The sequence below is a fragment of the Pedococcus sp. P2_E5 genome (assembly GCF_056403895.1).
In genome coordinates this window covers 35587-47561 of the sequence record NZ_JBFUEP010000011.1, presented here as the reverse complement: position 1 = coordinate 47561, position 11975 = coordinate 35587, and the positions used below count along the sequence as shown (strand labels likewise).

At 70.9% G+C, this 11975-nt stretch carries 11 protein-coding genes, 1 tRNA gene and 1 other RNA gene; 7 read left to right on the top strand and 6 right to left on the bottom strand.

Annotated elements, in window-relative coordinates; genetic code table 11:
- Positions 1-88: 88 nt before the first annotated feature.
- Together AC1DVZ_RS05415 and AC1DVZ_RS05410 are read right to left on the bottom strand one after the other, a co-directional pair.
- Positions 89-176, bottom strand: a tRNA-Ser gene (locus AC1DVZ_RS05415).
- Between the two features lie 168 nt (positions 177-344).
- A complete protein-coding gene (locus AC1DVZ_RS05410) occupies positions 345-806 on the bottom strand; it encodes a DUF3817 domain-containing protein (protein ID WP_477617157.1) in 462 nt (153 codons plus the stop codon).
- Positions 807-931: 125 nt separating this feature from the next.
- Here AC1DVZ_RS05410 and ffs point away from each other — a divergent pair.
- Positions 932-1028: signal recognition particle sRNA small type (gene ffs, locus AC1DVZ_RS05405), an RNA gene on the top strand.
- An 11-nt stretch (positions 1029-1039) separates the two neighbouring features.
- Here ffs and AC1DVZ_RS05400 read toward each other — a convergent pair.
- Both AC1DVZ_RS05400 and AC1DVZ_RS05395 read right to left on the bottom strand, forming a co-directional pair.
- Positions 1040-2443, bottom strand: coding sequence for a hypothetical protein (locus tag AC1DVZ_RS05400; RefSeq protein ID WP_477617156.1), 1404 nt, complete (start codon positions 2441-2443; stop codon positions 1040-1042).
- Positions 2440-3069 (bottom strand): ABC transporter ATP-binding protein, encoded by a 630-nt coding sequence (locus tag AC1DVZ_RS05395; RefSeq protein WP_477617155.1) that lies wholly within the window; start codon positions 3067-3069, stop codon positions 2440-2442. The genes AC1DVZ_RS05400 and AC1DVZ_RS05395 overlap by 4 nt, the downstream gene beginning before the upstream one ends.
- A 166-nt stretch (positions 3070-3235) precedes the next feature.
- Here AC1DVZ_RS05395 and AC1DVZ_RS05390 point away from each other — a divergent pair, with 166 nt between their 5' ends.
- The 4 genes from AC1DVZ_RS05390 to AC1DVZ_RS05375 are packed head-to-tail and all read left to right on the top strand — an operon-like array spanning position 3236 to position 7184.
- Positions 3236-5458, top strand: coding sequence for a DNA polymerase III subunit gamma and tau (locus AC1DVZ_RS05390; protein WP_477617154.1), 2223 nt, complete (start codon positions 3236-3238; stop codon positions 5456-5458).
- A 5-nt stretch (positions 5459-5463) separates the two neighbouring features.
- Entirely contained in the window at positions 5464-6030 is a 567-nt protein-coding gene (locus AC1DVZ_RS05385; protein ID WP_477617153.1) for an SRPBCC family protein, read from the top strand.
- 10 nt (positions 6031-6040) lie between these two features.
- Positions 6041-6640, top strand: a complete 600-nt coding sequence (gene recR / locus AC1DVZ_RS05380; RefSeq protein WP_477617152.1) for a recombination mediator RecR — start codon at positions 6041-6043, stop codon at positions 6638-6640.
- Positions 6633-7184 (top strand): DUF5063 domain-containing protein, encoded by a 552-nt coding sequence (locus AC1DVZ_RS05375; protein WP_477617151.1) that lies wholly within the window; start codon positions 6633-6635, stop codon positions 7182-7184. The genes recR and AC1DVZ_RS05375 overlap by 8 nt, the downstream gene beginning before the upstream one ends.
- A 191-nt stretch (positions 7185-7375) precedes the next feature.
- Here the strand turns inward: AC1DVZ_RS05375 and AC1DVZ_RS05370 are convergent, their stop codons facing one another.
- Both AC1DVZ_RS05370 and AC1DVZ_RS05365 read right to left on the bottom strand, forming a co-directional pair.
- Positions 7376-8527, bottom strand: a complete 1152-nt coding sequence (locus AC1DVZ_RS05370) for an ABC transporter permease (protein ID WP_477617150.1) — start codon at positions 8525-8527, stop codon at positions 7376-7378.
- On the bottom strand, positions 8524-9438 hold the full coding sequence (locus tag AC1DVZ_RS05365) for an ABC transporter ATP-binding protein (protein ID WP_477617149.1): 915 nt from the start codon (positions 9436-9438) through the stop codon (positions 8524-8526). The genes AC1DVZ_RS05370 and AC1DVZ_RS05365 overlap by 4 nt, the downstream gene beginning before the upstream one ends.
- 176 nt (positions 9439-9614) lie before the next feature.
- Between AC1DVZ_RS05365 and AC1DVZ_RS05360 the strand changes: the two genes are divergently transcribed.
- Both AC1DVZ_RS05360 and AC1DVZ_RS05355 read left to right on the top strand, forming a co-directional pair.
- Entirely contained in the window at positions 9615-10886 is a 1272-nt protein-coding gene (locus AC1DVZ_RS05360) for an aspartate kinase (RefSeq protein ID WP_477617148.1), read from the top strand.
- A complete protein-coding gene (locus AC1DVZ_RS05355) occupies positions 10883-11974 on the top strand; it encodes an aspartate-semialdehyde dehydrogenase (protein ID WP_477617147.1) in 1092 nt (363 codons plus the stop codon). The genes AC1DVZ_RS05360 and AC1DVZ_RS05355 overlap by 4 nt, the downstream gene beginning before the upstream one ends.
- Position 11975: the final 1 nt, after the last annotated feature.

Sequence of the window (11975 nt, the reverse complement as noted above, 5' to 3'; positions counted from 1 at the left end):
AGCGATGGGAATCCCCTGCCCCAGCGCTGGAAAGCCGCTGCCCCAGCGACGAGAAAGGCCCCCGCGCAAGCGTGGGGGCCATCTCGTGTGGCGGAGGATAGGGGATTCGAACCCCTGAGAGCTTTCACTCAACACGCTTTCCAAGCGTGCGCACTAGGCCACTATGCGAATCCTCCGCCGAGGAGGCTACCTGAGCGAACGGCTTGCCCTGAAATCGCTGCCGATTCACTGCCGATTCGCTGTCCATTCGCTTCAGATCCGCCTCCGGGATGAACCGTCTCCGGAGGCCCGTCGACTGATCCGATGGGCATCGTGAGCGAGGGTGAGGCCAGCGGTCACGTCCGTCAGGTCTGGGAGCCCACTGGCGGTCCGACGAGCAGGGCGATCGTGGTCAGGGCCGCAACCGCGACCACGGCAGCTCCCGCAGCCGCCAGCGGTCGGGCCAGCATCCAGGCCTGTGCGTGCTCGGCCGGGTTGTCGGCGCGCTCGCGACCAGGTGCCAACCGCCAGCCACCGGCCAACTGCCCTCGACGCTCAGCCCGGCGGTGGAACCACACCGTCATGAACGGCGCCACGCCCGACGCGAAGGCGATGGCGAGGGTCCCGAACGACCACCGCTGGTTGACGCTGACGAACACCGTCGTCAGGCAGTAGGCGATGAAGACCACGCCATGCGCCATACCGAAAAGGCGTACCCCGAGCTCTGTCGTCTCGGTGACGTACTTGAGGAACATGCCGCAGAGCAGCAGCGCCCAGGTGATCGCTTCGGCGACGGCGAGGCGGCGAAACAGCGTGAGCGGCGACATGCGCCCATTCTCACCGGCGCGTTACTCGATCGTCCGCGCGGGGCCATGCCGTGAGGCCGCAGCGGTCGCCTGAGCGAGGGGATCAGGCGATTCGCAGACCCTGTTGCTGCCCGTCTACACTGGGCGCAGACACCCCGTGTGGTGGTACCTCTCCGAACTCCCCCAGGGCAGGAATGCAGCAAGGGTAGGAGAGCTCTTCCAGGTACGCGGGGTGTCCCTGTCTGTCCGGAGACTCAGGTGCGGTGTCCCTCGTCGAGCAGTCGCACGCGGCGCCGGCCGAACATCACGGCCGCGTAGGACGCGAGCACGAGGACCATGAGCGCGTTCGATGCACTGGACCGGGTGAGCAGCGCCGAGGCTGCGACGCCCCCGATGACCGTGAGCAGCAGCGGTCGGGCGTACCAGAAGGCCACGGACATGACCGCCGAGCCCGGCGAGAACAGCGACACCGGGGGCAGGCCGCGGAAGGCCGCCATGAGGTGCGCCCCGGCCACGAGGGCGACCATGGCCAGCGGCCACACGAGCGTGGCAACCCCGCCGGTCGAGGTCAGGGTGACCACCCCACCGGCCAAGAGCGCGACGACGGCATAGAGCACCGAGGGCGTCACCAGGTGGGCCAGCGCCTCCTGCCCGTACGCCAGCCCGATGAGGGGAGACGTCCCGGCGTTGTCGCCCTGCAGGCGCATCCCCTCAGCCCAGGCGCCGTAGCCGAGGTAGCAGGCGACGACCCCCACGAAGGCGACGATGTTGGGCACCCCCGGGATTGCCGCGTGCGCGAGGGACCAGCACCCGCCACCGGACAGGACCGCCCCGACGAGGAGCGCTCCCGGGGAGCGTCGCAGACCCAGGAGGTCTCGCGCGGCGACCACGGCCACCGGCCCACGGGCCCGCAACCGCCGCCGACGGAGCCGCGTCGTGGGGGAGGCGACGTCGAGCCTGGCCGCGCGCAGGTCGCCCGCGAGCACCGCACCGCCGATGGTCACGGCCCGGGCCGCCTGGGTCCGCAGGCCGACGTGGTGCAGGGCGCGCAGCGAGCGGACCTCACGAAGGACCGTCTCGGGACCCCTCATGCCGGTGGGCCAGGACCGCACCTGTCCCCACAGCCAGGAGCCGGCGAAGCCGAGGCCGACCACGACGCCGCCGAGGGTGGTCGGCACGAGGGCCAGCGGCGAGGCAACGTCGGCGACGACCATGCCGGTGCCGATCACCGCCCCGGTGAGCAGTCCGCCGAGGAGGCAGCCGACGAGGCTGAGCCGCCACGAGCGCCGCAGCACGACGGCGCGGTCGAGCCCGCTGACCACGACGTGGTCGAGGTAGGGCAGGTCAGGCACCACCGGGCCCCGGACCGAGCCCAGTCGGTGCCCGAGCAGCAGGAGTGCCACGACGATGGCTCCGACGACCAGGACACCCTGGACTCCGGTCAGGTGACGTGAGAGCCACGCCGGGTCGACGAACTCGAAGAAGGCGCGCGACGCGGGCACGCCGTAGACCAGGGCCGCGATCACGGCGACGTAGGCGGCATACACGGCATTGCCGTTGCCCTTGTCGGGGAGGCCACCCCGGATGACCTCGCGCGCCTGGGCGAGGCGTTCGCGGTCGGTCGTCGGACCTGTGACCTCGTTGGGTGGCTCGCTCATGGGCCGACGACGTCGACCACCGCGTCGCCGATGGCGGCCGTCATGGTGGGGTCGTGGCAGGCGACGACGAGGGCGGCGCCGGCGGCCTTGCGGGCCAGCAGGATGTCGGTGAGCAGTCCGCGTTTGTGGGTGTCGAGGCGCTGCTCGGGTTCGTCGAGGAGCAGCACCCGCGCCGGCCGGAACAGCACCATCGCGAGGTGGAAGAGGTGTTGCTGGCCAGAGGACAGCTCGTGGGGGAACCGTTCGGACAGGTGGTCGACCTCGAGCTCGGCGAGCATCGCGTCGGCCCGGTCGTCGGCGGTGCCGATCGGCCCGCCCCACGTCGAGTCGATGAGGACGAGGTGGTCGATGAGGGTCAGGTCGCGGTATGCCGTGGGCGAGCCGATGAGGGCGGCCACCCGTGCGCGGGTGGCCTGGTCGCGTTCGTCGAGCGACTGCCCGTCGAGGCTGGCCGTGCCCGACGAGGGGTCGAGGGTGCCGGCGAGGATCCGCAGCAGGGTGGTCTTGCCGCTGCCGTTCTCCCCCCGCAGGACGACGCACTGGCCCGAGGTGACGGCGACGTCGACCGGTCGCAGGAGCACGTTGCCGTCGATCTCCTTGGCGACTCCGGTGGCTGTCAACGTCACCGGTTGCGTCGTCCCTTCCGCGCCCGAACCCGGCTCGGCGGTGGGCTGTCTGCGGCGTGCGAACATCGGTCTCCTTCGTCGCCGTCAGTGTGCCACCCGGGTCTGGACGACAACCTTCCTGCCCTGCCGCGTCTCGAGCCCGCGAGGTCGCCACGCGGCATACCTGATGTCGTGGCGGGCGACTAGGGTTCCCGAGGTGAGCACCGCGTTGTACCGCCGCTACCGGCCTGAGACCTTCGCCGACGTCATCGGCCAGGAGCACGTCACCGAGCCCCTGATGCAGGCGCTGCGCACGGGCCGGGTCAACCACGCCTACCTCTTCTCGGGGCCCCGCGGGTGCGGCAAGACGACCAGCGCGCGCATCCTGGCCCGCTGCCTCAACTGCGAGCAGGGGCCGACGCCGACCCCCTGCGGCACCTGCGACTCCTGTGTGGCGCTCGCCCGCGGCGGCGCCGGCAGCGTCGACGTCATCGAGATCGACGCGGCCAGCCACGGTGGTGTCGACGACGCCCGTGACCTTCGCGAACGCGCGTCCTACGGCCCGGCGCAGAGCCGCTACAAGATCTACATCATCGACGAGGCCCACATGGTCACGCCGCAGGGCTTCAACGCCCTGCTCAAGATCGTCGAGGAGCCGCCCGAGCACGTGAAGTTCGTGTTCGCGACGACCGAGCCCGAGAAGGTCATCGGCACGATCCGCAGCCGCACCCACCACTACCCGTTCCGGCTGGTCCCGCCCGGCCAGCTGTCCGACTACATGGCCAGCCTCTGCGAGCAGGAGAAGGTCGCCGTGGCGCCGGGCGTGCTGTCCTTCGTCACGCGCGCCGGTGGCGGGTCGGTGCGTGACTCCCTGTCGGTGCTCGACCAGCTCATCGCCGGGTCGAGCGACGAGGGGCTGACCTACGAGGGGGCCGCGGCCCTCCTGGGGTTCACCGACGCCGAGCTGCTCGACGCCATCATCGACGCCTTCGCCGCGGCCGACGCGGCGGGCGTGTTCCACCAGGTCGACCGCGTCATCGAGACGGGGCTCGACCCGCGCCGGTTCGTCGAGGACCTGCTCGAGCGGCTGCGCGACCTCATCGTGGTCGCGGCGGTCCCTGACGGCGCGTCCTCGGTGTTGCGCGGCGTGCCCGAGGACCAGCTCGAACGCATGCGCCAGCAGTCGGCCGCCTTCGGCGGCGGGGCCCWGTCGCGCGCGGCCGACATCGTCAACGCGGGACTGACCGAGATGACCGGCGCCACCGCGCCACGACTCCAGCTCGAGCTCATCTGCGCCCGCGTGCTGCTCCCCGCCGCCTCCGGTGAGTCCGGGTATGCCGCGCGCCTGGACCGCCTCGAGCGTCGCCTCGACGTCGAGGGCGTCCCGTCGGTGACCCGTGCAGCCGCTGCCCCCGCGGCGCAGGCCAGCCAGCGCCCGGTTGCCGCGCCTGCGCCCGAGCCCGCCCCGGCGCCCACCCCGACGCCCACCCCTGTGCCCGTCCCGATCGCCGCGCCGGTGGTCACTGTCGAGCCGGAGGGCGCGCCCACCGAGCACGTGCCCGATGCAGGGTCACCCGAGCCCACGTCACCTGAGCCCACGTCACCTGAGCCAGTGGTCGCAGAGCCCGCCGCCGAGGCGCCGCGGTCCGGCACTCCTGGTGGTGGCATCGACGTCGCGGCCATCCGCAGGGCCTGGCCGGACATCCTCGGATGGATCTTCAAGCACAAGCGCACGACGTGGACGCTGCTGTCAGAGCACGCGGTCGTGCACGACTACGACGGGTCCAAGGTGGTGCTCGGCATCTCGACGGTCGGCATCGCCAACACCTTCCGCCACGGTCCGCACGCCGACCTGGTCCGTCAGGCCCTCATCGACGTGCTCGGTGTCGACGCGCGCGTCGAGGGGATCCCCACCCCCGACGCAGCCCTCTCCGCGCCGAGCGGCGAGGCCCACCCCACCGTCGCGCCCGCCGGCCGCTACCCGTCCGACGACCCGGCGGTGAAGGGCGACAACCCTGCACCGTCAGGCGCTCGAGGCGCCACCGATGGTGGTGCGGCGGGAAGCTCCGGTGGCGACGCGGCATACGGAGGTATTGCGGCCTCGAGCCCGCCGCCGGAGACCGGCGGCGGTTGGGCCACCGCGTCCTCCGGTCCCAGCGGCGGCCCGAGCTGGGCCAGCGACGACCCGACCAGTGCGGCGCCTGCTCCCGCCGAGCCCGCACAGGGGTCGAGGCTGGCTGCGGCCAAGGCGGCGGTGGCGGCCGAGGCGCCGGCGCGGACTCCCGACACCTATGTCGCCGATGACAGCGCCGCGAGTGCCGACGACGAGGACATCGCCGAGCTGGGCGAGGTCGGCCGGCCGGTGATCGAGCGGCTGCTCGGCGGCAAGGTCATCGACGAAGGTCCCTGATCGCCGTGCGGGGCATCGCCGAGGTCCTCACGCGTCCGACCCCGGCCGAGCGCGCGTCGTGGCTGCCGGGCGACGACGTCGTGGCACCGGCGGATGTCGTGATGGATCGTGCGTTCACCCTGGACGCTCCCCCCGACGTCGTGTGGCCGTGGGTCGTCCAGCTGGGGAAGCGGCGAGCCGGGTGGTACTTCCCCGCGCTGGTGGAGCGGGTCGTTCCGCCCGGTCGTCGGGGACTGCGACGGATCGACCACCGTCACCAGGGACTCTCGGTCGGCGACGTGGTCCCGGACTGGGGCGGGCCGGACGCGACGTTCACGGTGGTCGAGATGGAGCCCGCCCGGCACCTGCTCTACGGCTCGACCCGCGGCCGCACCCACCTGACGTGGTGCCTGCGGCTGACGCCGGTCGAGGGCCATCGCACCCGGCTGCAGCTGCGCTTGCGGCTGGCGCCGGTCAGGCAGCGGTTCGTCGCGCAGCACCTGGGTGGGTTGTTCGACCAGCTCACGGTCATGGGCCTGGCGGCCGGGCTTCGCGAGCGGGTCCGCGCCACCAGTGACACTCCGAGGGCATAGGCTCACTGATGTGTACGAAGGCGTGGTCCAGGACCTGATCGACGAGCTCGGGCGACTGCCCGGTGTCGGTCCCAAGAGTGCCCAGCGGATCGCCTTCCACCTGCTGCAGGCCGACTCGATCGATGTCCTGCGCCTGGTGGAGGTGCTCACCGAGGTCAAGGCCAAGGTGCGGTTCTGCGAGACCTGCGGCAACGTGGCGGAGTCCGAGCGGTGCCGGATCTGCGCCGACCCGCGCCGTGACAACACCGCCATCTGCGTCGTGGAGGAGCCGAAGGACGTGGTCGCCATCGAGCGCACGCGCGAGTTCCGCGGCCGCTACCACGTGCTCGGTGGCGCCATCAGCCCGATCGACGGCGTCGGACCAGACGACCTGCGCATCAAGGAGCTGATGACGCGGCTGGCGTCGGCCGAGGTCACCGAGATCATCATCGCGACCGACCCCAACCTCGAGGGCGAGGCGACGGCCAGCTACCTGGCCCGCTTCCTGCGCCCCATGGGGTTGCGGGTGACCCGGCTCGCGTCGGGGCTGCCCGTGGGTGGCGATCTGGAGTATGCCGACGAGGTCACCCTCGGCCGCGCGTTCGAAGGTAGGAGGCTTCTCGATGTCTGACGACCTGCAGGTGCTCGCCGACGAGTCGGCCGCCGACGCCCGGGCCTATCTCTCGACGGTCACCGAGGTGGCCTCGGGGACGGCGCCGGATGCAGCCATCCCGATGACGCTCCTCGCCCTGTCCCAGGTGCTCGTCATGGGCGCCCGACTCGGCGCCATCGAGGACATCGTGCCGGCCGAGAGGTTCGAGACCGACACCGTCGAGGCCGAGCTCGACCCGCTGCGTGCGGGCGTCGCCAACCTGTTCGACGGACTCGACGAGTACGCCGACCTCGTCGACCCGGTCACCTCGACCGAGCTCGCCACGGGTTCACTGTCCAACGACGTGACGGTCATCGCCGGTGCGCTCTCCCACGGCCTGCGGCACTACGACGCCGGGCGCGTGTCCGAGGCGCTGTGGTGGTGGCAGTTCAGCTATCTCTCAGACTGGGGCGAGCGGGCGGCCTCCGCCCTGCGCGTCCTGCAGTCCCTGCTCGGCCACATCCGGCTCGACGCCGACGAGGAGCGAGTCTCCGAGGCCGAGTTCGACGCCCTCCACCCCTGACCTGGCCACGATCCTGCTGCAGCCGGCCGATCCGGTCTCGCGGTCCCGCCTTGCTCGGCTCGGCTCGGCTCGGCTCGGCTCGGCTCGCGAGCAACCTTTGCTAGCAAAGGAAACTGAATGGCGGACAGGTTGCAACCTGTCCGCCTGCGAGCAACCTTTGCTAGCAAAGGTTGCTTGCAGGGGCGGGGGCCTCAGGCGATGCGGGTGCCGTTGGGCAGGCGACGGATCGGCGTGCGCAGCCGCTGACCGGCCACCACCCCGGCACCGACGCCGGCGATCAGCAGGAAGCCGAGACCGAACGGCCAGACCGGAGCGGTCTCGAGCGCCTCGTCCAACGGGTCGACGTAGTTCTCGTCGGTGAACTCCCCCTGGCCCTCGCCGAGGTAGTTCGCGCACTCCTGCACGACGGCGTCCGGCCCGTTGCGCGCCATCCGTGACCCGGCGCTGATCCAGCGCATGGGGGTGAAGCCGCTCGTGTAGATCCCGTTGTTCTTGCGCGGTTCGGAGGGTGCGGCGTCGGCGACCACGACGAACGGGTTCAGCGGCAGCATCCACCAGATCCGCTCCGTGTGGGCAACGGTCGTGCGGCGGGTGAAGGTGGTGCAGTCAGCGCGCGTCGGCTCGACCTGGCTCTTCTGGATCTCCTCGAGCTGTTCGGGCGTGAGGTTGGGGTTGCTCGGGTCGATGGCAGGCGGCTGGTGGTTCTGGAACCACGACTCGGGGATGCCGTAGACCTTCTGCGTCTCCTCCTGGGTCACGAGGAAGGCGCTGAGCCCGAACCCGATGGTGGTACCGAAGACCAGGGCCCCCATCGTCAGGTAGGTGAGCACGGCCGATGCGACCGGTCGCGCCGTGAGGGTGGAGAACATCAGGCCGATCGCGCACACCACCGCGAGCACGAGGACCAGCACCAGCAGGGACAGCGCGATGCGGCCGGCGGAGATGCCGCCCTCGAACCACGCCCACGCCAGGAACGGCAGCGCGCTCGTGAGGAAGGCCAGCGAGATCGCCCAGGCCGAGAGCAGCTTGCCGAGCGCGATGTCCCACGGGGACAGCAGCGTCGTCTGCAGCGTCGCCAGGACACCGTGCTCGCGGTCGCCGTTGACCGAGGTGGCCGTGAGCGAGGGGACGATGAGCATGGACAGGCCCAGCACGAAGAAGACGACGATGTCGTACATCGCCGATCCCGAGCTGAGGTCGGGGTCGTTCGTCGCCCAGTAGGCGAGGAAGGTGACGCCCGCGATGAGGACGACCCAGACCGCCAGCACGATCGGCCAGCGCGAGGTGCGGACCCGTTGACGCAGCTCGAGAGCCGCGATGGTCCGGATGCCGTGCCAGCTCATCGCCGGTCCTCCGTCGCTGCGAGGTAGGCGGATTCGAGGGCGCCCTGACTGGGGGCGAAGGCGATGACCCGGATGCCGTCGCGGACCAGGTCGGCGAGCAGGCGGGCGGCGTTCTCCTCGCCGGCGACCTCGACCTCGGTGAGGCCGCCCCCGACTCGGATCGAGGGCACGTGGTGTTCCTCGAGCCAGCTCGCCAGGTCTTCGGGGTCGAGTGAGTCGATGCGCCACGAGGCCGACGCCGTCGCGACGAAGCCGGCGTCGAGGCTCTGGGACTCCAGGGTCCGCCCGCGGGCCACGATGACGGCGCGGTCGGCCACCTCCTGGAGCTCGGTGAGGATGTGGCTGGAAACCAGGATCGTCTTGCCCTGTGCCGCAAGGGATCTCAGCACATCACGCAGCTCGATGCGGCTGCGCGGGTCCAGCCCGGAGGCCGGCTCGTCGAGCAGGAGCACGCTGGGGTCGTTGATGAGGGCGCGGGCCAGGCCGAGCCGTTGCTTCTGCCCTCGTGACAGGACCCGCGCGCGGCGGTCCGCCAGGTCGTCGAGGTGCACCGTGTGCAACAGCTCGTCGGTGCGGGCCCGTGCCCGGTCCGCCGGGATCCGGTATGCCGCGGCGATGGTGTGCAGCACCTCGCGCACCGTAAGCGCGTCCCAGGTGCCGAAACCGTCGGGCATCCACCCGATCTTCGCCCGGACCTCGGTCGGCTGGCTGACGGGGTCGAGCCCGTCGATGCGGATCTGGCCCTGGTCCGGCACGAGCAGCGTCGCCATCATCAGCAGCAGCGTCGTCTTGCCCGAACCGTTGGGACCGATCAGCGCGGTCACCTCACCCGGCTGCGCCGTGAGGCTGATGCTGTCGACGGCGAGCACGTCCCCGAACGCTCGCCGCACCCCCTGGACCTCGATGCTCATGGCTGAGGCTAACCCCCTCGAAGTCGGTTGTGTCGGACCTTTGACGCAGCCGGACGCGCGAGCGCTCCGTCCGGCATACGGCACCCGCGTCCCACGATGAGGACGGCAGTTATGCTGGCGACTCCGCACCGCGCCCACCGCCGCACCGCCGTCTCGGGTCCACAGGAGTTCCAACCGTGCCGATCGTCGTCCAGAAATATGGCGGCTCATCGCTGGCCGATGCAGCCAGCATCAAGCGTGTCGCCCGCCGGATCGCCGAGGCCAAGAAGGCCGGGAACGACGTGTGCGTCGCGGTGTCCGCCATGGGCGACAGCACCGACGAGCTGCTCGACCTGGCCAACCAGGTGAGCCCACAGCCCCCGCCCCGCGAGCTGGACATGCTGCTGACCGCGGGCGAGCGCATCTCGATGGCCCTCGTGGCCATGGCGATCGCCGACCTGGGCTACACCGTGCGCTCGTTCACGGGCAGCCAGGCAGGCGTCATCACCGACTCCTCGCACGGCCGGGCCCGCATCATCGACGTGACCCCGGGCCGGGTCACCGACGCCCTCGACAAGGGGCACATCGTCATCGTCGCCGGCTTCCAGGGCGTCAGCCAGGACACCAAGGAGATCACGACGCTCGGCCGCGGCGGGACCGACACCACGGCGGTCGCGCTGGCCGCTGCGCTCAACGCCGAGGTGTGCGAGATCTACACCGACGTCGACGGCGTCTTCACCGCCGACCCGCGAATCGTCCCGGCTGCCAGGAAGATCCACCGCATCTCCAACGAGGAGATGCTCGAGCTGGCGGCCTCCGGGTCGAAGGTCCTGCACCTGCGCAGCGTCGAGTACGCCCGCCGTTTCCACATCCCCATCCACGTTCGCAGCTCCTTCTCAGCGAAGGAGGGCACCATCGTCACGGACAAACCAGTTGAAGGAGACACCGTGGAAGCCCCCATCATCGCCGGTGTCGCCCACGACCGCAGCGAAGCCAAGATCACCGTCGTCGGCGTCCCGGACCACCCCGGCAAGGCGGCCGCGATCTTCCAGACCTGCGCCGACGCCGAGATCAACATCGACATGATCGTGCAGAACGTGTCGGCGACCGAGACCGGCCTCACGGACATCTCGTTCACGTGCCCCAAGACAGACGGCCAGACCGGGGTGCACGCGCTGCGGAAGGTGCAGGAGTCCGTCGGCTTCGCCTCGATCCAGTACGACGACCAGATCGGCAAGCTGTCCCTGGTGGGCGCCGGGATGCGTTCGCACCCCGGGGTCTCCGCGACCTTCTTCAAGGCGCTCGCCGACACCGGCGTCAACATCGAGATGATCTCGACGTCCGAGATCCGCATCTCGGTGGTGACGCGGGCCGAGGTCCTCGACGATGCCGTCCGCGCGGTGCACTCGGCCTTCGGGCTGGATTCCACGGAGGGCGAAGCCGTGGTCTACGGAGGCACCGGCCGGTGACCTCACTCGCCTCGAAGGCCCCGCGCCCGACCCTCGCACTGGTCGGTGCCACCGGAGCCGTGGGGGCGGTGACCCAGCAGGTGCTCGCGATGCGGGCCGACATCTGGGGCGAGATCCGAGCGGCCGCCTGCGCGGAGGACGCCGGCACCGTCCTGGTGGTGTGCGGTCGCGAGGTGGTCGTCCAAGAGCTGTCGCCGGAGTTCTTCGACGGTGTCGACATCGCGCTCGTCGACGTCCCTGCGCCGGTGGCCGCCTTGTGGGCGCCGATCGCCGCGGCCCGTGGGGCGGTCGTGATCGACAACAGCTCGGCGTTGCGCGGCGACCCCGACATCCCGCTGGTGGTCCCCGAGGTCAACCCCCTGCAGATCCGCAACCGGCCCAGGGGCATCATCGCCAACCCCGGTGCCACCACGTTGACCATGATCGACGCCCTGGGCGTCCTCCACGCCGGGTGGGAGCTCACCGAGCTGGTCGTGGCCTCCTACCAGGCCGCCTCCGGCGCCGGTCGGGTCGGCATGGGCCGGCTCTACGACGAGCTCGAAGTCGTCGCGGGCCACCGCGAGCTCGGCCACCAGCCAGGTGACGTGCGACGGCTGATCGAGCACGAGCTCGGCGCCGACTCGCCGTTCCCGGCGCCGCTGGCCCTCAACGTCATCCCGTGGATCGGGGTGGCTGCCGAGGACGGCTGGACGTCCGAGGAGCTCAAGATCCGCAACGAGACCCGCAAGGTGCTGGGGCTGCCCGACCTGCGCGTCTCCGCGACCTGTGTGCGGGTGCCCGTCGTCACGACGCACTCGGTCGCCGTCCACGCCACCTTCGCCCGCAAGATCGACGTCGCCGAGGCCCGGCAGGCCCTGGTCGAGGCGCCTGCCGTGGTGGTGCTGGACGACCCCGACAGCCTGGAGTTCCCGACGCCCTCGGACATCGTCGGCTCCGATCCGCGCTTCGCCGGCCGGTTGCGTCAGGCGCTCGACTTCCCCAACACGCTCGACTTCTTCATCTGCGGCGACAACCTGCGCAAGGGGGCTGCGCTCAACATGGTGCAGGTCGCCGAGCTGGTCGCGAAGGACCTGGCCGTCGTCAGCTGAC

Coding starts and splice junctions, on each gene's coding strand:
- AC1DVZ_RS05410 (WP_477617157.1), bottom strand. CDS start 806: ATGTCGCCGCTCACGCTGTTTCGCCGCCTCGCCGTCGCCGAAGCGATC.
- AC1DVZ_RS05400 (WP_477617156.1), bottom strand. CDS start 2,443: ATGAGCGAGCCACCCAACGAGGTCACAGGTCCGACGACCGACCGCGAA.
- AC1DVZ_RS05375 (WP_477617151.1), top strand. CDS start 6,633: ATGTCTGACGACCTGCAGGTGCTCGCCGACGAGTCGGCCGCCGACGCC.
- AC1DVZ_RS05370 (WP_477617150.1), bottom strand. CDS start 8,527: ATGAGCTGGCACGGCATCCGGACCATCGCGGCTCTCGAGCTGCGTCAA.
- AC1DVZ_RS05365 (WP_477617149.1), bottom strand. CDS start 9,438: ATGAGCATCGAGGTCCAGGGGGTGCGGCGAGCGTTCGGGGACGTGCTC.